Genomic DNA, 24769 nt, shown 5'->3' with positions numbered 1-24769 from the left:
ATAATATTTGTGTAATTTCCCATTCCTGCGCGTTTGTGAACAGGAAAGAGCAAATATTAGGGGGTTTGCACATTTTTGATTGGTCTGCCAGTCTCGAGAGCATATCCTCGTATACGCCCACGCGGTTCGTCACTATCGGCGAGATGCCGGTTGCAGCCGGTGTTCTCGAAGCCGCCGAATCGTCTCTGATTCGGTTCGGCTGACCGCCGGTCGGCCGATTCCTCTCGTTTCCCACCCATACAGTTATATACGTATCTTGGTACCGTTTCACGTATCGGCGAGGAGAATAACACCGGTACCGATGTTAGACGGCGTGCGTTTCTGTGTGAAATTGCCCCCTTACTCGGGAAACCGAACAGGGCTCACATCGGATGTTCTCCTGATAGGGCGTGACCACTCGACGACGAGGCAGTAGAGACGCACCAATCGAGCAACTGGTCGCCGAACTCTCTATGGCCAAGCACCGAGTGTCGCTGGTGACTGGGCGATATCTACAGACGGAGCAGGTCGAGTGTCTCGGAGTTATTGGAGACAGCTGTACCGTCTCGTGATGGCGAGCGAGCTCGCTCTCTCGAACCACGTGACTCTGTGGCGGTTCACCCGGCGGACCATGGCCTGCGCAACTGCTGATTACCATGACCGTTTGTGTCGATCGGAGATGAGTACAGTTCGACACGACAGCAGTTACACTCGCTGCCGAGGTTGAGTAACAGACATCTTGTAGCCAGACGGAAACGGCTGATGGAGAAAGCTGAGGACCTTAGAGGTCCGAGAGGAGTCGTTCGCGGTATCGGCCGACGAAGGTATACAGCAGGATGGCCGCGAACAAGATGACGCCGTTGACCGTCTGGACGATCTGTGGACCGACGTTCAACATCACGAGGCCGGCGCTAATCGTGCCAAGCAGCAGGACACCGCCCAGTGCGTTGAGGACGTTCCCACGGCCACCGAACAGGCTGATACCGCCGATGACCGCCGCGGTGAACGCCGGGAACAGCTGGGCGGTCCCGAGTGTCGGCGTAGCCCCACCAGTGAAACCGGTCAGCAGGAGGCCACCTGTCGCGGCGAGCATTCCGGAGAGGACGTAGACACTGATGACGACTTTGTCGACGTCAATGCCGGCCTCCGCGGCGGCGTCTTTGTCACCGCCAACAGCATAGATAGCACGGCCGAACCGCGTCTTCGTCAGCCAGAGGAAGACGGCGACGAACAGCGCGAACAAGAAGAAGACGGCGACAGGCATCGGCTTGAACAGCGGCAGGTCAAGTGTCGCGCCGCCGAGGTAGGTGAACGTCTTCGGGAGGTTGTAGATCGACGTCGAGGAGAGGACGAGAATCCCACCCTCGAAGATGATGAGCGTCGAGAGAGTCTGCAAGAATGGATTCACGCCGAATTTGCTGATGAAGAAGCCGTTCGCAAACCCGACGAGCGCGCCCATCCCGAGGACGATGGCGATGCCGACGACACCGGGCATCCCCGGGGCCCACTTCGTCAAGAATAACGCCCCGGTCATCGCCGAGAAGCCTGCGATCGACCCCACCGATAGGTCGAAGTGACCACTGATGAGACAGATACCCTCCGCAAGGGTGATCGCACCGAGTCCTGCACTCGTATACAGCAAGAATCGGATGTTACTGTATTCGGTGAAAATCTCGGGCAGCAATGCCGAGAAGAACAGGAACGACACCAACAGAATGGGCCAGATGAGGTTGTCCATGAGGAACAACAGCGTCTGGGTTCGGTTGGCGCCGCGGAGGCTCTCCACGGACGACGACAGGTTTGTCAGAGCACTCATTATCGGCGGTTACTGTTGTTCCTGGTAGCGGCGTGCGATGTTGCCGTAGAGGTACGGTTCCATAGCGTTGTCCTCGGTGATCATAGCGTGTCGAGCTTTGAGCCATGGGAACCACGTCTTGTCGTTAGACGTGAACTCCGTCATCGGGGCCGGCCCCCAGAAGTTCTTGCTCCATGGCTTGACGCCGAAGACCTCCTTGTTCTCGACGGTGAGGTCCTCACCGGGTTTGACCGTTGAGCCGACCTGCGGCAGCGCTTCTTTACCACCCTCGATGTAGTCTATCATGAGCTCGATGGTCATCGGGGCGTAGAAGTGAAGCGGCTGGTCGACGGCGAAGTCGTAGTAGCCCGCCTCGATACGCTGGTTGAGGGTCGGCCCGCCGTCGATACCGAACGCCATGACGTGGCCCTCCTTTCCCTTCTTCTTGTAGCGGTCGAGTTGCTGGAGCGCCTGTAGTGCGCCCATTCCGCTCCCGACGTTATTGGAGTAGATGGCATTGACTTCGGGGTTTGCCCGGAGGGCGTTGACCATCTTCGGCGTGGTTTCTTCTGCGGTCCCGTTACTCTCGACGCGCGAGACGACTTCCACGCTGTCGGGTAGATTCTCGGTGAACCCGTACAGTCGCTGTTGGCTGGTCGGAGCCGAGAACGTGAAGACGCTGGTGATCACCTTCGCTTCCTTGCTGCCGGTTCGCTCTTCGAGCAGCTTCACAAACCGCTCGGCGGCGACTTTTCCACCGCGCCGCTGGCCGAACATGTTGCCGAGGATGACCTCGTTGCTCAACGTTGCGGTGTCGAAGTTCATCACCGGGACGTCCTCCTCTGCGGCTCGCTGGGCAATCTTCGCGGACGCCTCCCCCGACGATGGATTCAGGAGGATGCCGTCGACGTCCTGGTTGAGCAGGTTGATGGCCTGCTCGGTCTGCTTGGAGGCTTCGAACTGCGCGTCGGTGATGGTCACTTTGTGTGGGGTGTCCTGCGTGTACCACTTGCCGGCGAGGCCCTGTACGAACAGGCCCGCTTGCCCCATCCCTTTCATGGAGATGCCGAAGTGATAGCCGTTGGAGCCGCTCCCGCCGCTGGCGGTTCCCGTCGACGCGCCGCCATCACCGTTACTCGTCGACCCGCCGTCCGAATCCCCGCTGGATTCCAGACAACCGGCCGCACCGAAACAACTGGCTGCACCTATCCCTCTCAGGAGATTACGTCTGCTTACTCGCATGGCTAGTATGGGATGTGTTCCCGAGATAGAATGATAGTTAACTATACTTAAGTTTTTCTAACTATCATTGACAAAGGTCCCAACTGGAAGCATTTCTCTGATAGCGAGGCTGCTATGGCGGTCGTGGCATATCCGAAAACGATGAGAATCGAGACAGGTGCAGCGAGTTCGCCTACGCGGTTGATGAAGATGACGTGGTCGACTCTGATTCGGCACGTTGTTCGTCCGGATCTGTTGTGGTTGTACCAGCGCCACTAGCCGGCTGCCCGCTGATCATCATCGAGACAATGTCGTCTCGGGTTACGCCTTCGGTGTCTACAACGTCGACGACGCGACCGTTGTAGAGGACCGCAATGCGGTCGGTCCAGGAGAATATCTCTTCGAGGTTGTGGTCGATGATGATGACCGAATGGCCGTTGTCCTTGAGCGTGGCAACGAGTTCCTCAACCTGATTGACCGCTGCCTTGGAGAGCGCAGAGGTCGGTTCGTCTAGGAGGACGATGTCAGGGTCGGTGACGAGCGCTCGCGCGATGGCAATCGCTTGTCGCTCCCCGCCTGAGAGATACTCGACCGGCGTTTCGGGGTCGACGTGGATGTTCAGCCGTTCTCTGAGGATGCGCTCTGCTTCTTCGTTCATGTGGTCTTCGTCAATCACGGGGATGAGCCCGCCGATCTTCTTGACGGGATTGCGCCCGAGAAAGAGATTCGAAGCCACCGACAGTTCGTCGACGAGCGCTAGGTCCTGATACACGGTCCCAATACCGAGATCTCGTGCGCCCTTCGGGTCGTCAATCGTCACGGGGTCACCCTCATATCGTATCTCGCCGGCATCCGGTTGGTGGATCCCAACGAGCGTCTTGATGAGCGTGGACTTGCCAGCACCGTTGTCGCCCACGAGACCCAATACTTCGTTATCTTCTAATTCCAGATTCACGCCCGACAGCGCCTCTACTGTTCCGAAGCGTTTCTCGATGCCGTCTACTGCGATGAGGGGGGTATCGTCGTTGGTCATACAATCTGCTCCGTGTGCTACCACGTACCCCAAACTGAGTGGAAAATAATATAAATAAATAACGGTGCTGTTCGGTCACTTGCGTTTCGGGAGTGTCGCACTAGACTCTCTTTCGAAAGATTAGTTATATTATCTGTCGGAAGTGATTGATGTTTTCGTGCCACGTAGGCAAATATTTATGATAGTTGGTTAGCTACAGGGAAGTGCATCACCTATGCACGGAGACGACTCAGAAACAATAGAGACCTCTGACGGAACCGCCCAGACCTCGGAGACTGACCTACAGCTCACTCGACGAAGCCTCACACGGACGATAGGGGCCGGTGCGTTCGCGGCCTTGGCCGGCGGAGTCGATGGTCTTCCGTCCTTTGCTAGTACCGCTTCTGCTGCGGAAGACGCCGAACCGTACCGACCGGAGTACCACTTTTCGCCGTCCGAAGGCTGGATGAACGACCCCAACGGACTGGTATATAAGAACGGTACGTACCACCTGTTCTATCAGGCGGGCGAGTGGCCGCGGCGGTGGGACCACGCTACGAGTACAGACCTCATCAACTGGACCGAACACGGGACGAAGATCCCGGCCGTCGAGCCGGGCGACACTGCGGGTATCTCGCCGTTCTCCGGTGGAGCCGTCATCGATGAGAACGATACGGCCGGATTCGGCGAAGACGCTCTCGTGGCTATGTACACCGGTCATCATTATGGCGACGGGTTCGACGCCGCCGGAATCGAAGACCAGCGCGTCGCATACAGTACGGACAACGGCGAGACCGTCCACAAGTACGAGGAGAATCCAGTCCTCCCAAGCGACGTCGGCGACTGGCGTGATCCGAGGCCGCTCTGGTACGAATCCGACGGGAACTGGCGCATGGTCATCACACGCGTCAGTCCAGCCGAGAACCGCCCGGCTGGCGTCGAAATCTGGGAGTCCTCGAACCTGAAAGATTGGGAGTATCTGAGTACCTACGAATCCGGCGGCGAACCATGGGAAACGCCGAACCTCGAACAACTTCCCGTGGAGGGGACTGACGAATCAGCATGGGTAGTTTCGATGTCGGCCATGGATCCCCGGCGTGTCGAGCACCACATCGGTTGCTTCGACGGAACCGAGTTTACTGCCGAAAAGGCCATTCGAGCGGACCACGGGTTCGACTTCTATGCACCGCAGTACTGGGCGAACACGCCAGAAAACAGAGGTCTCTATATCGCGTGGATGAATAACTGGAACTACGCGATGGAGACGCCTGATAATGGTTGGCAGGGCGAGATGACCGTCCCGCGGACCATCTCACTTGTCGACGGTGACGATGGGCCCGAAGTGAGACAACACCCCGCGAGCGAACTGACCGAGATTCGTCAGGAGCAACTCGCGGAACTGAGCGATAAACAGATTACGCCGTCTAATGCTGATCAAGTCTGTTCTCAAGAGGCTTCGGCTAGCGGTCCGCTAAGCGGAACAGACGTTGACGGGCGTACGCTTGAGATCGTCGCGACTATTGACCCGCAGGACGCCGATGAAGTTGGGCTCCGAGTCCGAGAGGGAGACGAACAGGCGAGCATCATCACCTACGATGCAGCGAATGAAGAACTCCGCTTCGACAGGACGAACGCGGGCGAGTTCTTCGACGAAGGTGAATACGGCGTCGCGGACGCACCGTTGAAGCCCCTCTGTGACGGAACGATAGAACTACGCGTATTCGTCGACAGATCCTCGGTGGAGATATTCGCCAACGAGGGACGCAAGACGATGACGAATCTCGTGTTCCCTGACTGGGAGAGCACTGGCGTCTCGCTATTCGCCGACGGCGGCACTGCGACTCTGGAACACCTGATAGCATACGATCTGTCTACCGAATCGTAACCGCTCACAGGAAGGCGAAACGATTCGACTGCGTAGCGCACCTCAATTACCGAAAGCAGATTTCGGACCTTGGACGCCTATTTCCTCGCTTTCAGACGGTACAACTTCCCATAGAAACTGACGACCGACTATCCGAGCCTCCACTCGATAGCGCGATGCTCGAAGCTCTTTTTGATGGCAGTAATTATTTGTGTACGAATCACTTACCGGGTAGATACGTCGTGTGCCAGCAGTTGTGAGCCACGACATCGGGAGCTAAGAGAGATGAACGATACGTTCGCCACCTATAGCCGTCGCAGTATCCTCCAGTCGCTCGCGATAGCGACCGGCGGGACAGCGGCGGTCGGCATGGAGACAGGTGTATCAAGTGCACAGACTAGACAGGACATCACGTTCAGGGTTCCGGTCGCTGCGGCGACCGACACGGCGCAGTTCAACCCTCGAAATGAGATGGACCGCGTCCCGGCCATCGAGGCGTTCCTATACGAACCGCTTGCGGAGTACGACCCCGAAGACGACGAGTTCGTTCCAGTGCTTGCAGACGAGTGGGATGTCGAGGACCAACGCCTGACCGTTACACTCGAGGACGACTACGAGTGGCACTCCGTCGCAACCGCGTCGGGGAAAACGATCGGCGGCCAACCGGTTACGGCCAGCGACATCGTCAGGCAGTTCCAATTCGACGAGGCGGCGGACGCGGCATACTGGAACGTTATCAGCGACGTCTCGGTGGCCCGCGAACCCCGTCGAGGTGGGGGCGGAACCGTCGCTATTGATTTCGACGGTGACGTCAACGTCGACGTACTGCTGTTCGACGTCCTCACACAGCACGTTAGCCATTCGCCGACCTACTTCGAGAACACAAGCCCGTCGGCCGCGGCATCGCTCTCACTGGCAGCGGACGACGACGGTCCCCCTGTCGGAACAGGACCGTTCAAATACGCTGACCAGACCGACGAAGGAGTCGTACTCGAACCCGCAGCGAGCCATCCGGCGGCAGACGAGATCAACTGGCAGACCTACTCTTTCGAGTCGCATCAGTCCGAACATGCCGTCCTCGATGGCCTCGCTGCGGGGCGATTCGATGGCACTCGAGAGGCCCACTTCCCTGAGGAGTACCGAGAGGCAGCGGGCGACTCATTGGACAATTCGTTGCAGGAGGTGACCAACGAGAGTAGCGGCGGGTGGGGGATCCTCCTGAATCACGAACACCCCCACCTTCAGAACCGACGATTCCGCAAGGCCATCGCGCATATCTTCAGCTCGGCGGAGGCCGTCGAATCGATGACTGCCTCCGTTGTCGAGTCCGTGGCACTCCAAACCGGCCTCTCGCCGGCCCAGACACGGAAATATCTCGATGGCGAACTCGGAAAGTTCGAGATGTACGGCGACGAGAAGCGCGCCGGGGAACTACTCGGAGAGCTTGGCTTCTCCCGGACGTGGGAGATCTGGAACGACTCGCGGGGCGGTTCACTGACGCTGGGGATGATCGGCGCGCCGAACCCGACGCAGGATACGAGCGCATCGCAGAGTCCGAGCGAACCGGCGTGGTACTACGGTGTCCGCTCGTTCGAACGCCAACTTAACGAGTTCTTCCGCGATCAGGACCCGGACATCCAAGATAGCTGGTTCAACGGGACGGACCTCGCCGCGCCGGTTGGCGTCGTCGAGCAGTTTACTGACGTCGGTGTCCATGATGACATCTTCGCGTTCCTGCCCGCGCGGCAGTGGGGCCACATGGCACAGACGCACCCATATCACACATTCCGGGCCGACATGCTCATGCGCGAGGCATCCGACCTCGGATTCGGTCCCGTCGTCTCAGTGCCGCCCTACGCCAACCCGGGCGGCCCTGAGGAAGAAGTCGATATTCGTGAGACGCTCGCGTCCTTACAGCGAGCGAACGAGGAGGACGAAGAACGCCGTCTCGTCCGAGAACTCGCCTGGATTGTCAACGAGACAGTGCCGTATCTGCAAGGGTACTACCGTCCCTCCGTGTCTTATTTGGACGACGAGGGCTGGTCGTTCCCCGATGCATCGGAACTGGACGTTGCGTATCCGAGTACGCACCTACCACGCACCGGCGATATCCAAGCAACCGAACAACGATGACACTCGATTCACTCTACACCGACGGCCTGCGCGACACGTCGATAACCGTGTCGCTCCCCGAGTGGAACCGCATTCAAACGACCGCCAGCATCTGGAACCGCGATCGTGACCCTGCTGACGTAGATCTGACGCTGACTGTCGACGGTGAGGCCGTTGCCAGCGAAACGGTCTCAGTTCAGTCGGATAAAATTCGGACGGCAGTCGAGGAGTGGCGGCGCATGGAACGTGTCGAAATTACACTCGAGCATACGGTCGAGACAGCTGGCGAACATACTGTCGAAATCGGTGGGACGTCACAAACTGTTCTGACCCTGAAGCCCCTTCCCGACGGCTACCGAACGTGGAACGGACGAGGGTTTCAGGGCGACGACGGTGAGTTTGGTCTCGGAGCGAACGACAATCCCATCATTATCGCGGGAACCGGGACCGACGCATGGCGTGGTGTCAACAACTTCAACACCATCTACCGCCCGAACGGTCTCGAGGATGGTGGGTCAGTAACGGTTCAGGTGGTCAGTCAGGAACAAACGAGTCCGTTCACGAAGGGCGGTCTCGTCGTCCGGAACGACATGGACGCTCCGGCGAGCGAAGACGGCGGCAAGGGGATGGTCCGCGCCCTCGTCTCGCCACCGGAGACCATAGACAGACTCGGGACGAGTCCCGGGGACGAAGCGTACGGTCGGTTCTCCGTAGAATGGGATCAGAACGGCGACGGGACGGCCAGCGGCGCGCCATTTCCGCCGACCTACTACGGCGACACCACTCAGGAGTCGACGTGGCTCCGCCTCGAAAAGGACGGCGCCAGCTACACGGCGTCGTATAGCATCGACGGCGACACGTTCACTGAGATGACAACCGTCGAGGTCCCACAGGCGGCGTCCGTGCAGGACGTCGGCATGTGGGCCGTCTCGCTCGCAGGCGAGCGCTGTCGAACCGAGTTCGACGACTTCACCGTGCGGAACCCATAATCCATGAACATCGGATTCATCCATCAAGGCACGCTGACGACAGAACAGAACGCCGCACTCTCGTGGCTCGAATCAACGGCAGAGAACGTCCGGACGGTCGAGCTCGACAGTCTCCGATCATCCGGTCGCGGTCCGCCGGAAGATCCCGGAAACGGCCGTGGGCCGCCGGATAACGTTGGAAATGAGCGCGGTCCGCCGGATAACCTTGGAAACGGTCGTGGGCCGCCCGAAGACAGCAACGAGCGAGACGAGGATAGAGATCGTGGTACCCCCGCCCTCGACTCGTTCGACGCCCTGTGGTGGCACCGCGATCACAGTGTCAACGAGTTCTCGCCCATCTACGACGACCAAGTACAGTCAGCACTCGCGTCTTACGTCGAGAATGGTGGGGGACTCCTACTGACCCAACATGCCTTCGAAGCGGTGACTGTCCTCGGGTTCGAGCCACTGCCCACAGACACCGACGCCGCCGACAGCGAAGGGTCGACGTTTGGCTTCTCGAAGCGCGACCTCTATACTGATCACCCAGTGTTCGATGGCTTTGACAGCCGTGAGTTCACGACGAAGACGGACGCGCGCGATCACCATGATTCAACTCTCTATTGGAGCTTGAACAGCCCGCAGAACGGCGAAGTACTGGCCTATCTGTCCAGAGACGGGCAGCGTGCGCGAACTCACAAGCCGTTCGTCTCCTGGTACGAAGGTGAGGGTACAGTCCTCGGCATGGCAACCGGTGTGCGCTTCACCGATGCTACCGAGGATGCACATCGAGCAAATTTGACACAGTTACTCTCGAACGCGCTGTCGTATCTCCCACAGGGAACTGAAAAGCGACTGCCTGGTGAGGACCGTCCACGAGGCGAGGAGGGATTCCTCGAACTCAGAGAACGACTCGCAGATAATCCGTATCGGCCGCGCTATCACTTCGCACCGCCGGCGAATTGGAACAACGATCCCGCTGGGCTGGTCGAGTACGAAGGAACCTATCACCTGTTCTATCAGCACAACCCCCATGGGGACTTCTGGGGGAACATGCACTGGGGACATGCAGTCAGCGACGATCTCATACACTGGGAAGACCGCCCTATCGCCTTGGCTCCCGAACCCGACGAACACGGTGAGTTCGGTATTTTCACTGGTTGTGGTGTCAATATCGGCGATGAAGCACTGTTCTTCTATACCGGCGTCGGCCCGGAGGTCCATCTCAACGGATCCGCCCAGAAGCAACTTCCCTGTCGTGCTGCGGGGTCGAACGGTGATCTCACGAATATCGAGAAGTATGACGGGAACCCACTGATGGATACGCCCCCGATGGGTGCGTTCGTCCCGCCGTACGATGGTGATGAAGCAAGCGTTCCCTTCGCTAATCCCGCTGGATTCAGAGACCACCACATCTGGGAGGAAGATGGGACATGGTACCACATTGTTGGGAGCGGCCTACAGGGGAACGTCGGCGCGGCTATCGTCTTCCGAGCCGACGACCCGAAAACCGACGACTGGGAGTTCCACACGACCATTACCGGCGACCGAGTCGGGTTCTGGGAGTGTCCACAGCTGTTCAACTTCGAGAACAAATCGCTGGTCCACTGGTCGCTGGGCTTCTTCGCCGACGAAACGGTCGGGTACAACCTCGGGACATGGGACGCCGAGGCCGGCGAGTTCGACATTGAGGAGCAGGGGTACGTTGCTCACGGTGAGTACTATGCTCCACAGGCAATGGAGACACAGGACGACCGCTATGTAATGTTTGGCTGGATAACGCCGGTCCTCGAATTCGACGACGGGTGGGCCGACACGATGATCTCGATTCCCCACACGCTCTCGGAGGCCGAGGACGGGACCTTCCGTATTCGGCCGACCGAGGAAACCGCGAACGCCCGCGACGACCGGTACGACCCGATCACGCGCTCAGAGATCACGCTTGCCCGCGGCAATGGTGGCGAGGGGGATCGCCCGCTCTCGGAACTTGACTACGATAGCGTCGAAATCGAGACGACAATAGAACCGGCTGGCGCGACCGAAGTGACCCTAAATGTCCTCGAACATCCTGACGGGACCGAGGTGACACCCATTACCTATGACTTCGAGGCAGAGACGCTTACCATCGACCACAGTTCGTCCTCGACAGCGACCGACCGACCGCGCAAAGACAGTCGGTCAGAGACGCGGTCTGTTGATGTGCCGACTAATGACGACGGATCGGTTGATCTCCACGTCTTCGTCGACCGTTCGATTATCGAGGTGTTCGCCAACGAGTCAGAACTCGTTGTTTCGAGGGTGTATCCAGAACTCGAAGCGAGCGATGGATATAGTATCGACGCTGACGGCGACGTACGCCTCCAGTCGCTCGCCGCGTATCGAATGCGGGCGATCTGGGACCACCTCGACAGCGAAGCGCGTTCGGGGAAACAGAGTGATCTGGTCAGTGAACCACGTTATGGGACTGTCTCGGGTGACGAAGACCTGCCATTCGAGGCGGTCGTCGAGCACCAGAACAGAGTCAAGACGGATGGGTCGGCCACCAGCCGCTCACTGCTCTCCAACGGGCGCCCGTCGAAGCAGTAACCAACATTCGCGCCTGTAGAAGACGCCGCAACTCGGTCTGACGGCAGCCAACGCGACCGACGGCTCCGCGTCCCCCCGTCGATTCGCTTTCTCAACTGAGTTGTTCTGCCAGCAGTCGCGCCAGTTCTGCTTCGTCACGTTCCAGTGCTATGGTCGCCGCCACATCGACAGCGGCAGCCTTGCTTTCAACGCTGTACTCTTCCATGACCGCCGCGAGCAACGCGGCCGTCTCCTCGCTGACCGTTATCGTCTGATATCCCTCGGGTGGCATTGTTACTGTATTAAACCGACTCAATACGGTAAATCGTCCATTTCAGCAGTTCTACAGTACAATATTGGCAAACCATTATTAATTATCATCGGTATTAGTCGTATGGCTGCAAGAAACGTGCTAGATAGGAACACGCAGGCAGCCACTCACGATACCATGACACGAGATATCGACGATCCGGCTCGGCAACGCACAGCACAGACGAATTCGGCGATTACGGAGGATGCCACGCCGTTAGGCCGACGCACCGTCCTGAAGAGTCTCGGTGCGGGGCTCTCGACGGCACTTCTCAGCGGTGTCCTCTCTGAAGACGCTTCACTCGTTGGGTCCGCTAGTGCCGACGGTCAACCCTATCGCCCAGACTATCACTTCTCACCGAACGACGGTTGGATGAACGACCCGAACGGGATGGTGTATCACGATGGGACGTACCACCTGTTCTATCAGGCGGGCGAAAACCGACGGCGCTGGGACCACGCAACCAGTACGGATCTCGTCAACTGGACAGAGCACGGAACAAAGATTTCGGATACGAGCACGGTTCAGGCGTTTTCCGGCGGCGCGGTGATCGATGCGGACAATACGTCGGGGTTCGGTACCGACGCGCTCGTTTGTATGTATACGGGCCGTCACGACGACGGAACCCAGGACCAGCGACTCGCCTACAGCACTGATGGCGGCGACACTGTCGCCAAGTACGCTGGGAATCCAGTCATCAACACCAATCACGACGACTGGCGCGATCCCAATCCGTTCTGGTACGAACCCGCCGGTGAGTGGCGAATGACCATTGCTCGCGTCAGTTCGACTACGGACGACGGGACAACGTATCCCGCAGGCATCGAAATCTGGCGCTCGCCCGATCTGAAGAACTGGACATACCTGAGTACCTACGAGTCCGGCGGCGCTGGTTGGGAGTGCCCGGACCTCTACGAACTTCCGGTCACGAACACTGGCGAGCGGCGGTGGGTGATGACCATCTCCGTCGAGTGGGACCACGTCGAACACCATATTGGGCGTTTCGACGGGACGACGTTCACCGTCGAAAACACCGTGTACGCAAACGACGGCCGTGACTTCTACGGCGGGCAATCGTGGGACAACGAACCGGCAACCGGCGACCGCCTGAGTCTCTCGTGGATGAACCACTGGGACTACGCGATGGACACACCCGATAACGGATGGAAGGGCGCACAGTCGTTCCCACAGCGCCTGGAACTGTACGATACGGGGACTGCAATCGAACCGCGCCAGCGTCCAGACAGTGCCCTCGAATCTGCTCGAGAGAACCGACTCGCTTCGCTGAGCGGGGAGCCGATCTCGTCCGCGAACGACCCGCTCTCGGGAACAAACGTACAGGGACAGCGCCTCGAACTCTTCGCCACTATCGACCCCGGTGACGCCGATTCCATCACCCTCGGTGTCCGCGAGGGCGACAGTGAGACGACGCGCATCACCTACGACGCTGTCAATACCGAACTCGTCTTCAACCGCAATGACGCTGGCGTGTTCTTCGGCGACACGAACAAAGACGTCGCCAGCGGGCCATTTGACACGTTGAGCGACGGGACGATACAGCTCCGTGTCCTCGTCGATCGAAGCCTCGTGGAGATCTTCGGTAACGACGGCCGGTTCAACATGTCGAACCAGATATTCCCGCACGAAGACAGTATCGGGACCTCGCTGACGGCCAGCGGTGGGACCGCCACACTCGAGAGTCTCACGGCCTACGGGTTCGAGCCCGGACTCATCGACGGCGCGACCTACCGCATCGAGAACAGCAACAGCGCGAAGACGCTCGAAGTCCGAGACGCGGGGACAGGCGACGGCGACCGCGTTCAGCAATGGGATTGGCTCGGGTACGACCACCAGAAGTGGATCGCCCACGAAGTCGCGTCAGGAGTCTGGCGGTTCGAGAACGTCCACAGCGGTAAGGTACTCGATGTCGCAGACGCCTCGACCGACCAGGGAGCATACACCACTCAGTGGGAGTGGTGGGGCGGTGACAACCAACAGTGGACAGCCGAATCAGTATCGAACGGTCTCTATCGGGTACAGAACGTCAATAGCGACTGGTATCTCGATGTTGAGGACGCCTCGACTGCCGACGGAGCCAACGGGATGCAGTGGGAGTGGTGGGGCGGTGATAACCAGCAGTGGCGGTTCGAGCGTCTCGACTAACCGGCCTATAGTGGCACGTCGATTCTGGCTTACACTCGTGTCGACGCTCCATCGATTCTGTGCGTTTGTGAGCGGTTATCTCGTGCGAGGTGGTTATTTTACTAGTTCGGTGGTCGTTTCAATCGGAAGCTGAGAGTGGCGGCAGAGTGGCGAATCGCCGATCCGATTATGTACCCCGCATTCGAATACTAATTTCAGCCGTAAACTTCGGCGACGACTCCTATGAAAAGCTCAATGGTCAACGAGTAGATTGCACACGAATCGACAAAATTCGCCAAGACGGAACTGATAACTGCGCGATGCGAGAACACCCGCATATGAGCGGATCCGACGACACGCCGACGACGAAGGTGGGGCGTCTCATCGAGATATACGAACTCGATGGGTTCGGCGCGGAACTCGAAGCGTACTGGACCGGAGAGGGTGCGGAACGCAAGAGCCTCCGGGACTTGGCGACCCTGTTCAACGAGGAACTACTGCGGACGCAGATGCGCGACCACGGAATGAGTGCTGTCGACAGTGACGTCGAGTCATACTACGAACTCCTTGACGATGATGAGGTGAGTGCTGGGCGCGCGACGGAGGCCCGACGTGATCTCGAACAGCACGGTATCGACATCGATGAAGTCACTGACGACTTCGTCACCTATCAGGCCATCCGGGGATACCTCCAGAACGTCCGCGGTGCGAGCTACGAACAGACCGAAGACAGCGAGCAGATAGCCAAGGAGCAGGAACGATTAGAACGACTCATTACCCGGACTGAGGCAGTCAGCCGAGAGAAGCTTGAACGCCTGCGGGATACGGACCGAATCGATCTCGGCACCTTCCGGATGTTCGTGGGTGTCAACGTCTTCTGTGAGTCCTGTGGCTCCCAGTACAGTATCGAAGAACTGCTTGACGAGGGTGGTTGTGATTGCGGTTAATATCCTCAGATATCGGTGACACGGTTGTACGACTCCGGTAATGCCTGTGCATCCTCGGGTAAGAGCGCAACGATAAGATATTCCGCGAACTCGGCGAAATAGTCGACCAGGTCGGCAATGCGGGCCGAATCGATGGCCTCCAGCGAGTCCATGAGCATGAACGGCACCGTCTCATGGAGATCGTGAACCAGATAGCCCGCGAGCGCGAAGATCAGTCCCGTTACCTCACGCTCACTCTCGCTCAAGTGTGCTATCGTATCCTCGTATGCAGCCCCAGTTTCTGTAGTCCGGACCACGTGGAGTTCGAATGTCGTGCTCTCTTCGGCTGTCGGTAGTCCGCCGCTGTCTGCCTGTGTACGTCGCTCGATCCAGATTCGGTCTAAGTTGTCGTAACCGAGAATATCGAGTACCTGCTCCATATGCGTATTGAACTGCTCGACGGCCGCTCGCTCTAATTGGTCGATGCGCGTCCGCAGATCTTCGAGCTCGTCCATCAGTTCCTCCCGGCGTTCTCGTAGGTCATCTGCCTCCGCAATTGTCGCCTCCTTCTCAGCAATCTCCTCGGCGACGGATTCTAACTCGGATTCTAGCTGTTCGATGTCGAACTCCAGTTGATTTGCTTCCTTATGCAATTCGAGCACCTCGTCGAAATCCTCGACACGAAGACTCTCAACCTCTGACTCTAGTGTCTCTATCTCCGTAGTCAGCTCGCTCCGACGCGTCCGCAATTGCTCTAACCGGTCGGTTCGCTCCGCGACTTCGTCGTCTATCTCCGCTAGCTGGCGTTCGATATCGGCCCGGCGCTTGCGCATCTGTTCTTGTTCCCGCTGTTGCTCTTTTAACTGTTCAAGTTCGGACTCGATCGAGCGAATCTCATCGAGTTGTTCCTGTCGGTAGGTCTGTAGCTGGTCGAGCGTCCGTTCGATATCTTCTTTCTCAACACTCGATCCGCAGGTCCAACAGGTCACGTCTTGTTGTCGCTCGAGTAGTTGGTTCGTAATGTCCCCCATCGTCTCAGGCTGTTTCTCTACGGCATTTAGGACCGCGCTATCGGCGTCTTCAAGCATTTCTTCATTGAAGGTGATGACACTCTGGAGGTCGTTTATCTCGGCATTTCTGGCGCGCTTTTCCTCACGGAGTTGTGAGAGTCTGGCGTCGATGTCTCTCTCCGTGTCGTCGCTCGATTCGTCGAGCTCATCCTGATCCCGCTGTAGCTCTGTTCGATCCTGTTTGAGCGCTGCAAGGCTCTCTTCCTGTTTGTCGATTTCGTCACGGACAGTAGCGAGTTCGCTACGTCGATCCCGCAACGCTTCGAGTTTGTCTTCGAGTCGTTCCTGCTCCTTTCGTGTCTCTTCTATCTCGCCACTACTGCGATCGATTTCAGTCTCGAGGTCAGTGAGTTCTGCACGTTTCGTCTCTATCCGCTCTCTGAGTTCCGTCCGCTGTTGTTCCAGCTCCGGGAGTTCCCGTTTCACCGATTCGATGGTCGCCAATTCGTCATTGATGGCCTGTTTTTCCTCATTTGTCTGGCGTATCTCAGTTCGTAGTTCATCGATATCGACTGGTCGCATGATGAGCCGGCGCAGGTCTTCGTCCAGTGCGACCGCTCGGCGAGCCTCATTCGTCTCGAGGAGGAACGCGAACAGTTCGGCAACGGCTGGGTCCGAAAGGAGACCCTCGCCTGTACTGATGACGTTCCCCTCTTCATCGCGTGAGAGCGTCCGATCGTAGGTTTCCCCGTCATGAATGAGAATGACCTGCGCCTCATCAGCGTCGCCTTTTACTGTCGCTCGGTCGCTCCCCATCCCAGCGATAATGGCCTGTAAAAACGAGGTCCGATTGGTCGCATTCTTTCCGGTAAGCACCGTCACACCGGGTGGAATTTCGACAGCTGTATCGTCTATCCCGCCGATATTTTCGACCTCGAATCGAGATCGCTGCCCCAACTCCGATGACTTCGTCATTGAAGCAGTGTTGACTGTTCACATATATACCGCTTTCTATGGTTCGGGCTTAGGATAACACCGGTACCGATGTTATACAAGCTTTAGAATCTAGTTGAGTGGTAGAGCTTCCAGAGCTAATTCGCAGGACCATCCGATAATGAATAGACAAATAGTGCCCTCATACAACTATACCTGCGTATAAATGGTGGTTAAACCATATGAAAGTCCAAATTTCGGATTTTGTATCTGTTCTGCTAGCTCTCGTTCTGAATAGGGTCAAACCTTGAGAAGAAAAGGCCATATAGAATAGTATATTGTAAAATATACTTCTATATCTGGCGGATTCTATCTAACTTCTCTATCTCTGGTATAGGATCGGGTATCTTGAAGCAATGAGGCCTCAACGGACGCACGCTTCGACGGTCGATAGTTCGTGCTCTGCACGCTTGATGCGGTCTCGGCCGACTAACTCGATCGCCGTCCCTCGGTCGAGCTCCTCGCTCACACATCACAAGAGAACTATTCTGCTGAAAGGTCCGTCACACCTGTTGTGAGCAGGGAATTAGGACTGGTCGCTCCGTTCGTGTTACGAACACTCACTTCGCTCCTGTAAGAATGGGGTCGCTCCCGGTTCCTGCAGCTAGCAAACAGCAACGGCAGCGGCAGCAGGGTACGTGCCGCCGAATTCAGAAGGTTGGTTCCGTATCGATCCGGTCGGTAGGTCGTCTGATCAGAGGGCGGTGTCCCCTCACCGTAGCAGTAGCGGATCAACAGGACTCTCAGATGAAGAACACCGAGTTGATTTAGGTTCGTCTCCTGAACTCACAGGTATAGATGGCGCGAGTCGTCCATTATCACCATCCGCAAGCCGAGAATTTTTCGCTGAAGTATAGCTCGGCGTCGTCAGCGGATTTAGCCGTTCATCTAACAGAGACTACTCCGTCCGGCGACGGACCGTCACGGACACGTCGTCTTTCGGGCGCGAGGTAATCGTCTGCAGCACCTCCAGATTTCGGTCGGAGGTTAGTTCGAGATGGTAGTTCTGGTATATCATCGCGAGGAGCAACCGCGCCTCGAGCATCGCGAAGCGGTCACCGATACACCGGCGAGGCCCAGCGGAGAACGGGAAGTACGCCAAGCTTGGAAGCGACTGCTCGAACTCCCTCGTCCAGCGTTCCGGCTCAAAGGCGAGGGGGTCGTCGTACCACCGCGAATCCCGGTGAACGACCCACTGGTTCAGGAGTACTTTCGAGCCTGCTGGAATCGTATAGCCGCTGATCTCGTCCGCGGTCTTCGCCTCTCGAATGATGCCCGGGACCGGTGGGAACAGCCGCATCGACTCTTTTACCACCTGTTCCGTATAGGTGAGTTCGGGCAGGTCACTCATGGTCGGAACCTCGTTGTCAAGTACCAATTCGAGTTCGTCGACCAGTTTGCTCTCTATCTCCGGGTGTTGTGCCAGCAGGTACGTCGTATACGTGAGCGAGACGGCAGTCGTTTCGTGACCCGCTACGATCAGCGTGATCGCCTCGTCGCGGATCTGCTCCTCGGACATCGACTGTCCGTCCTCGTCGCCCGCGGCGAGCAGCATCGAAATCACGTCGTCGCCCCCCGGATCGGCGCGCTTTTGCCGGATGATGTCGTCCACGACGTCGTCAAGGGTCTCGCGGGCGCGTCTCATCCGCCAGCGCGACGGGAGCGGGACGTCTTCGGGCAACAGGGCGTTCGGGAGACTGGATGTCGCCGGGAGGAACTCGTTGACTGCGGTCTCGATATCGTCTACGTATTCGTCGATGTCGACTCCGAAGAGTGCCCGCGTAACGATTCGGAGCGTGAGCTCCATCATGTCTTCGTGTATCGAGCGCGTCTCGCCGTCCGACCACTCGTCGAGCATCCTGCCCGTCTCCTCGGTCATCATCTCAGCGTAGGTCTGAATCCGATCCGGGTGGAACGCCGGCTGAACCAGGTGACGGTTCCGCCGCCACTCTTCGCCTTCGCTGTTGAGAATCCCGTTACCGGTGAGCGGGCCGAGCAACTGCTGGAACTGCTCTCCCTTCCGGTAGTTGGTGTTGTTATGAACCAGGACGTGACCGATGTCGTCCGGGTGGTTGAGCTGAAAGACGTCGCCACTGGGGTCTGTCCAGTGGACGACGTCTCCGTACTCCTCGAGCATGCGCTCGTTGAACTCTAATCCCCCGAGAATCGACTTCGGCATCGCCCCGACGAGAGGGAGTCCTGACGGGCCGGGCGGATACTCGACGTCCGATAAGCTGTCTACCACACCCGGTGAGTGGGCCGCCGAGCAGTTACTGATTTCGTCTGGTATGCTAGAACCATTTATATACGAACTCCCGTAGAATACAGGTCCATGTCCGCGGACTCGCTTCGATACGCGTCGCTCTCGCTCTCGGGACAGACAGAGTTCCCGCTGTTCGGGGAGTCCCAGGCAGTTTCGCTCGAATCGACCCGGTACGTCGGCCCGGTCCAGAACGGGGAGTACGTCGGGGTGTCGGAGTTCCGCGGTGACCTCGCTGTCGCCCGCGAACTGCTGAGCGAGAGCGACCGAGTGCTCCAGTTCAACATCGTCGGGACCGACGAACACGCCATCCTCTACGGCCATTACGAGACGGTCGGCTCCATCGAACGACTGCTCACGATTCTCTACGAACACGACATCGTGATTGAGTGGCCGATAGACCACCGACGAAAGCACGGAGAGCGGGTGATAGAGTTCACCGTAATCGGACGGTCGGCGGGGATCAAACGGGCGGCAGCTGAAATCCCCGATATGATCGGTCTCTCGGTCCTGAAAGTCGGCCGGCTCGAATCGAAAGACGGGACCGACGCGCTGCTGACGGACGCGCAGAGTGACCTCCTCGAACGCGCTGTCAGCGAGGGTTACTACGAGGTCCCCCGTGAAACGACCCACCGCGCTCTCGCTGACGAACTCGGCCTCACTGCGGCTACGATAAGCGACCGCCTCCAGCGGATCGAACGCCGTATAATCGTGGATTACGCCGACGATTTCGCCAGTGGCCGACGATAGACCGAAGCTCGACGTGATTCCCCGGTGACGGTTTCGTCCATGACTGCCGCCGTGGTTTTCGCCTGTATCCGCTGTAACCCTATTCGGTTAGTGTTCGCGGATAACCAGAACGGGGGAATCCGTCCGCTCGGCGACTTGATTGTACGTTCTCCCGAAGATTCGCTCGGAGGCGATGTCCTGCGTTTCCCCATTACAATGAGGTCCTGATTCCGTGCTGCTTGGCTGAGCGAAAATGCAGGGTCGTCGGAAACCTCCACGTTGATATCAATGCTCGGACGGGAGCAGCCCTCCTCGACGAGATGGTTTCTGATCTCGGTCAAGAGTTGTTCACCAGCCGCGACGTCATCTTCATGCCGGAGCCGTAATACTCGAGTGAGGAGTGACGCCGGTAACCTTCGTTTCGTCGCGACCAGCAATGGTCATTCCACTCGGGTCGTCAAGCGCAGTGGCCAGTTCTTCCGCTTTCGTGTGTCAATCGACCGTAGACTCCGACAATCGGCGTCGTCATACCGAGAGATCTACCCCTCTGAGTTGGCGGGCGTTTACCGCGACGATGATCGTCGATAGCGACAGGAACACCGCACCGGTCGCTGGCGACAGTAGGATCCCAATGGGCGCGAGAATCCCGGCCGCAAGCGGGAGCGCGATCACGTTGTAGCCGGTCGCCCATACGAGGTTCTCCTGCATCTTTCGATAGCTCGCCTTCGAGAGTTGGATGAGTCGCACAACGTCAGAGGATTGTTGTCGACGCGGATGATATCGCCCGACTCGATGGCGACGTTAGTCTCGGAGCCGATGGCGATACCGACGTCGGCTCTGGTGAGTGCGGGGGCGTCGCTGACGCCGTCACCGACCATCGCGGCCAACTTCCCCTCTGTATCGTGCGACTTCTGGTATCTCTCTGAAGGGTTTCTTGCTTGGAGGCCCGTCACACCCGTTGTGAACCGGAAACCGGGAGTGGTCGCTCCGTTCGTGTTACAAACACTCACTCCACTCCTGCAAGAATGGGGTCGCTCCCGGTTACTGCAGCTAACGAACAGCCACGCCAGCGGCAGCAGGGCACGTGCCACCGCGTCCAGCAGCGTCGATTCTATGCCGATTCCCGTCTTATCTCGTGTTCGTCACAAGGTTACCCCGAAGACTCCACCACAACGGGTGTGACGCCTCCTGTGGTTGCTTTCCGGTCGCCGTTCTCCAAGAGATCCAAGCCGACATAACGTTTCTCAACCAGTCCTTCTGCTGTCTCGGCATCCATCGCCAATAACTCCGTCTTCGTCTGGTCCCGTCCCACTTGCCGCGTCTTCTCGATAAGGTCGTCACCACCGATCTCGATCAGCTTCTCCCAGACACGCTTGACTGTCTGGCGGTGCGGTTCTTTCCCCAGTTCGGCGGTCAGCGCGGTCTCCACATCGTCCTTGGTGAAGAACACGCCGCTCCCGTCAGTCCGTTCCGTGGCGAACTCCGGCCATCGTTTGGCCACGCTGATCGCTCGGTAGGTGTTCTGCCGATTCGAGCGCTCGACGAACATCGTCTTGACTTTGGCCTGCCGGCAGTTCGCGAAGAAATCCAACGGCGAGGAACTGGGTTCGATGCCCTCGGGCAGTGTCTCAGCGTCTTCCTGCTGGTCAGGATCCGCTTCGAGTTGCTGCGCTTTGGCGATGGCACTCTTGGCGATCTCGTGGGTTTCCTCCTGTTGCTCTTCAACGTCGTCGAGGCGGCTCTCGGCTTCAGCTGACTTCCCAACAGCCGTCGTCGCGACGTCGTGGGTCTGCTCTTGTTGGGCTTCGAGTTCGTCGACCCGATCCTGCAGACTGTCGATGGTCGCGACCAGTCCTTCGAGAACACTCGAAACGGGGGGTGCCGTTTTCCCCTCTAACTGCCCGACCAGCTCCTGTAGGGCCTCGGTATCGGGCGCATCAGTAATATCCATCCCCAGCTGGGCAGCCAGCTGGTCGTCGGTGGCTGTGCTCTCGGTCTCGTTCTCGTCGTTGGTGTTACGTGGCATACTGACCACAGGGCCCGTGCTCGGAATCGAACCGAACAGTGCCGACCACGGCACGGGCTAGGCGTGACTGGGCAACAGCAGCGACTGGCCACTCCTCGCACCGCGCAGGACACGAGCCAGACCGCCGTCGGGACCGAGTGCCCTCATCCCTCGACCGCCGTCCGGCGTTCGATGACGACGTCATGGCCGTAGTCGCCGTGTCGATACTGCACAGCGAGATTCTCGACCGTGGCAAAGTCCTCGTGCCACTCGGTGTAGTGGACCAGATCCCCGACCTGATAGCGCAGCCGCCACTGCGGACGCTGAGCGGGTGCTGAATCGCCTCCGGTCGCTGCTGTGGGATCAGTCCGGGCCATCACCGATCACCCCCATTGTCCGCCGAGAGCGGATCGTGAGGCCACTGATAGAGTCGAACTGAGCGATGGGGCTGACGGGAAGACCCGTATATATCTAGTGAGAAGCTTTTTACAACTAATTGGTAAATAAAGTGAATGCTGTCAGAGGAGCAGCCGTGAATCTTCGGTTCTCGCGTCCGGTGGTCTGGTACTCCCATCGGACGCTTCGGCCCCGTACACGAATACGGACGCGTCTCCCAACCACGACCATCTTTCTCGTAGCCCTGGCTGGGTCCGTGGCGCTGCCAGTCAGTCGCAGTGTAGGTTCGCTTGTACCTACGCGACAGTAGTCCTGCACGAGTCATTGAGTCTCACGCTCCCGGCGTGCAGCGCCATCGAAACCCGATTCATCCAGCTGCCGACACTCTTCGACTGGCACACAGAACCGCGCGAGCTCAGTCTGTGTCACCGCGAGTACCAGCTCCTCGCGACGGTGGCGGTCACCGACCGAGGCGAGCCGTTGGAGCGTCTCGGCGGCCAGATCCGCGAGCAAGACGCCAGTGACAGTGTCGTCGCCGTCGTCGACGGCGGTGACGAACAGCCGTGGCGTACTGTCGAGTTTGGTGAGGACGACGACCGCGCCGACGGCGGGCATCATCGATCCCCGCCCAGCGCGCGTCTCGTCGCCGCCCAGTGCTGGTGGGGGTTCGACGGCCGTTCGTGGATCTCAGCGCTGGCTGGGCAAGCTCGTGCAACGGGGCCAGTCATGGCCGGTCGGCCTCCGTCGGGGCGTGGGCACCGCCATCGGCGACCGGCCGCGGGCGGTCAGTGCAGCGGGCGAGGGTCTCGGCCTGGTGGGTGAGGAGCTTGTGGCCGGCCGCAGTCAGGGTGTAGGCGTTGGTGCGGTCGTCGAGAGGGTCGCAGGTGATGAGGTTCTTGTCGGCGAGGGTATCGAGGTTCTGGTAGAGGCGGCTGTGGTTGATCGGCTCGGGGTAGCGCTCGTCGAGGTACTCCTTGAGCGCGAGGCCGTAGGGGTCGTCATCGACGGCGGCGATGGCCTGGCAGACATCGCGCTGGAAGCCCGTGAGGGCGTAGTAGGACGTCATGCTGGGCCTCCTTGGCGGGCTGTGCGGTCGTGAGCGGGGCTCCAACGGCTACTGTGGGCACGTGAACGACAGGTGGGCTGTTGGTGTCGTGATCCGAAACGACGAAGCTGGCTGATGATCGGATAGCGATACGACGCAGTCCGTGGGAAGGTTTCAAGGCTCCCCGTTGCGTGTGCGTTCATGCGGTTCTGGACCGACGCGGCGCCCGTGTTGCACCACGGCGTCGTACTCGGTTTTCCAACGACGCCCGAGGAGCGACGCGTCGGCTGTGCTAAGACTGTGAGATGCGCAAGCACTTAGTGCTTTGCACGCAACTGGATAAATATGGCCAAAACTAGAAATAATTGCCCAGTATCAAAGAAATATGACAGATTCAGTAATGTCATTGCACAGGGCTACGAGAAGCAGAGTGTGGCGTCTAAAGAAGAGCGCAAACAACGCGTTCTGGAATTTATGGAAGAGACGCGTTTAGCCTTACCAAAACGGGCACTTTACAGAAATCTTGCCTATCGGGGTGTCGACTTTGGAGAAGGGTCGTTGAAGAACTACCTAGGAGAACTCCGCGAGGAGGGTCTTATTGAGCGAATTGATGCTGAGAACTATGAGAACGGTAACCTCGTGATTTCAGACGAAGATCCCGGGTATTGGGTAATTACAGGAGAAGGAGTGAAGGTGGCTCAAGGGAATACCACTTCTGGAAAGTCAGATATAGACGGCAGCCATCTTTAGCCAGTACTGGAAAAGTTTTATTGGTATGGGGCTTCTGAGTTATAACTGAGAGCGCACGCGTCGCTGGCCGATTTCCATCAGGAAATCGCCCCGGTGTACCAGCACCGAGGCGCGTGGGTTCTTGCTCAGACCCATGTCGAGAACAGAAGCCAATCCCCAAGAACGTATCGCCCGCGACCGACTGACCCAGCAGCCGTGCTTCGTCGGCATTGATGCCGACGACGCTGCCCACTACTGGGACAGCTACGAATCTGCTGTCGTCGTTGTCGATGGAAATCTGAACGCTGAGAAATTCGATCTTGCCGAGACGCCTTGCCAAACGCTCCGGGACTGGTGTGAGCACACCCGGCGAAAGCGTGGCTGGGACGTTGGCCCGCACGTCGGCGGCTCACTGGTCGGTGATCTTGTGCGGGGTGTCGAGGCATGAGCTGCACCGTCGAGGATCGGAAGCAGGTGCGGCGCGCCGCACGAGCGATTCGAGATTCAGTGCCGACCATCGCTGTTGACGTGGTCGCGCCGAACGCCAGTCGCCACGACGCGTGGACGCTCGACGCTGTGTTGCGCGACCGGGAGAGTGTGCCACCAGAAGTGTTGCGGGAGTTGGCGCTGGCTGGGCTAACGCTGCAGCCAGTGCCGTCCCAAGCTAGGTATCAGCATGTTGTGGCGACGAAATAGATCGTGAGGATG

20 protein-coding genes and 1 pseudogene are annotated in these 24769 nt (G+C 58.5%); 10 read left to right on the top strand and 11 right to left on the bottom strand.

All coding sequences use genetic code 11. From position 1 onward, the window contains the following. Positions 1-760: 760 nt before the first annotated feature. The 3 genes from EGH23_RS19235 to EGH23_RS19225 form a co-directional block, all read right to left on the bottom strand. A complete protein-coding gene (locus tag EGH23_RS19235) occupies positions 761-1795 on the bottom strand; it encodes an ABC transporter permease (protein ID WP_220581610.1) in 1035 nt (344 codons plus the stop codon). A 9-nt stretch (positions 1796-1804) separates the two neighbouring features. Beyond that, positions 1805-3016, bottom strand: coding sequence for a sugar ABC transporter substrate-binding protein (locus EGH23_RS19230; RefSeq protein ID WP_220581609.1), 1212 nt, complete (start codon positions 3014-3016; stop codon positions 1805-1807). A 172-nt stretch (positions 3017-3188) separates the two neighbouring features. Continuing rightward, positions 3189-4028, bottom strand: coding sequence for an ATP-binding cassette domain-containing protein (locus EGH23_RS19225; protein WP_220581608.1), 840 nt, complete (start codon positions 4026-4028; stop codon positions 3189-3191). A 214-nt stretch (positions 4029-4242) separates the two neighbouring features. On the opposite strand from EGH23_RS19225, the gene EGH23_RS19220 reads away from it, so the two are divergent. The 4 genes from EGH23_RS19220 to EGH23_RS19205 all read left to right on the top strand — a co-directional run bounded on the left by EGH23_RS19220 (position 4243) and on the right by EGH23_RS19205 (position 11537). Next, a complete protein-coding gene (locus EGH23_RS19220) occupies positions 4243-5892 on the top strand; it encodes a glycoside hydrolase family 32 protein (protein WP_268899486.1) in 1650 nt (549 codons plus the stop codon). A gap of 264 nt (positions 5893-6156) precedes the next feature. Beyond that, positions 6157-8004, top strand: coding sequence for an ABC transporter substrate-binding protein (locus EGH23_RS19215; protein WP_220581606.1), 1848 nt, complete (start codon positions 6157-6159; stop codon positions 8002-8004). Beyond that, a complete protein-coding gene (locus tag EGH23_RS19210) occupies positions 8001-8972 on the top strand; it encodes a DUF1349 domain-containing protein (RefSeq protein WP_220581605.1) in 972 nt (323 codons plus the stop codon). Before EGH23_RS19215 ends, EGH23_RS19210 begins: the two co-directional genes overlap by 4 nt. A gap of 3 nt (positions 8973-8975) precedes the next feature. Beyond that, on the top strand, positions 8976-11537 hold the full coding sequence (locus EGH23_RS19205; protein ID WP_220581604.1) for a GH32 C-terminal domain-containing protein: 2562 nt from the start codon (positions 8976-8978) through the stop codon (positions 11535-11537). 91 nt (positions 11538-11628) lie between these two features. Here the strand turns inward: EGH23_RS19205 and EGH23_RS19200 are convergent, their stop codons facing one another. After that, complete coding sequence (locus EGH23_RS19200; RefSeq protein WP_220581603.1) at positions 11629-11808, bottom strand: hypothetical protein; 180 nt, start codon at positions 11806-11808, stop codon at positions 11629-11631. Positions 11809-11910: 102 nt separating this feature from the next. Between EGH23_RS19200 and EGH23_RS19195 the strand changes: the two genes are divergently transcribed. Continuing rightward, the gene (locus tag EGH23_RS19195) at positions 11911-13989 is read left to right on the top strand and encodes a GH32 C-terminal domain-containing protein (RefSeq protein ID WP_328766518.1); all 2079 of its coding nucleotides are present in this window, start codon (positions 11911-11913) and stop codon (positions 13987-13989) included. 317 nt (positions 13990-14306) lie between these two features. Then, a complete protein-coding gene (gene rdfA / locus EGH23_RS19190; protein WP_220581601.1) occupies positions 14307-14915 on the top strand; it encodes a rod-determining factor RdfA in 609 nt (202 codons plus the stop codon). A gap of 5 nt (positions 14916-14920) precedes the next feature. On the opposite strand, the gene EGH23_RS19185 is transcribed toward rdfA, so the two are convergent. Then, entirely contained in the window at positions 14921-16879 is a 1959-nt protein-coding gene (locus EGH23_RS19185; protein ID WP_220581600.1) for an archaea-specific SMC-related protein, read from the bottom strand. Positions 16880-17795: 916 nt separating this feature from the next. Beyond that, the gene (locus EGH23_RS19180) at positions 17796-19142 is read right to left on the bottom strand and encodes a cytochrome P450 (RefSeq protein WP_220581599.1); all 1347 of its coding nucleotides are present in this window, start codon (positions 19140-19142) and stop codon (positions 17796-17798) included. 87 nt (positions 19143-19229) lie between these two features. Between EGH23_RS19180 and EGH23_RS19175 the strand changes: the two genes are divergently transcribed. Continuing rightward, entirely contained in the window at positions 19230-19907 is a 678-nt protein-coding gene (locus EGH23_RS19175) for a helix-turn-helix domain-containing protein (protein WP_220581598.1), read from the top strand. A gap of 504 nt (positions 19908-20411) precedes the next feature. On the opposite strand, the pseudogene EGH23_RS19170 reads toward EGH23_RS19175, so the two are convergent. From EGH23_RS19170 to EGH23_RS19150, 5 genes and pseudogenes are all read right to left on the bottom strand, one after another. Next, a pseudogene (locus EGH23_RS19170) lies at positions 20412-20785 on the bottom strand (HAD-IC family P-type ATPase); the annotation flags it as partial. A 251-nt stretch (positions 20786-21036) separates the two neighbouring features. Then, entirely contained in the window at positions 21037-21912 is an 876-nt protein-coding gene (locus EGH23_RS19165) for a hypothetical protein (protein ID WP_220581597.1), read from the bottom strand. A gap of 143 nt (positions 21913-22055) precedes the next feature. Beyond that, positions 22056-22268 (bottom strand): hypothetical protein, encoded by a 213-nt coding sequence (locus EGH23_RS19160; protein ID WP_220581596.1) that lies wholly within the window; start codon positions 22266-22268, stop codon positions 22056-22058. Between the two features lie 340 nt (positions 22269-22608). Then, a complete protein-coding gene (locus EGH23_RS19155; RefSeq protein ID WP_220581595.1) occupies positions 22609-22905 on the bottom strand; it encodes a hypothetical protein in 297 nt (98 codons plus the stop codon). A 106-nt stretch (positions 22906-23011) separates the two neighbouring features. Next, positions 23012-23353, bottom strand: coding sequence for a PadR family transcriptional regulator (locus tag EGH23_RS19150; RefSeq protein WP_220581594.1), 342 nt, complete (start codon positions 23351-23353; stop codon positions 23012-23014). 324 nt (positions 23354-23677) lie between these two features. Between EGH23_RS19150 and EGH23_RS19145 the strand changes: the two genes are divergently transcribed. The 3 genes from EGH23_RS19145 (at position 23678) to EGH23_RS19135 (ending at position 24757) form a co-directional block, all read left to right on the top strand. Then, positions 23678-24082: a hypothetical protein gene (locus tag EGH23_RS19145; RefSeq protein ID WP_220581593.1), complete on the top strand. Its 405-nt coding sequence runs from the start codon at positions 23678-23680 to the stop codon at positions 24080-24082. A 133-nt stretch (positions 24083-24215) separates the two neighbouring features. After that, positions 24216-24509: a hypothetical protein gene (locus EGH23_RS19140; RefSeq protein ID WP_220581592.1), complete on the top strand. Its 294-nt coding sequence runs from the start codon at positions 24216-24218 to the stop codon at positions 24507-24509. Further along, the gene (locus tag EGH23_RS19135; protein WP_220581591.1) at positions 24506-24757 is read left to right on the top strand and encodes an acyl-CoA dehydrogenase family protein; all 252 of its coding nucleotides are present in this window, start codon (positions 24506-24508) and stop codon (positions 24755-24757) included. Before EGH23_RS19140 ends, EGH23_RS19135 begins: the two co-directional genes overlap by 4 nt. The last annotated feature ends 12 nt before the right edge of the window (positions 24758-24769 follow it).

This window comes from Haloarcula nitratireducens (genome assembly GCF_019599505.1).
This window is presented reverse-complemented; position numbering and strand designations above follow the sequence as displayed.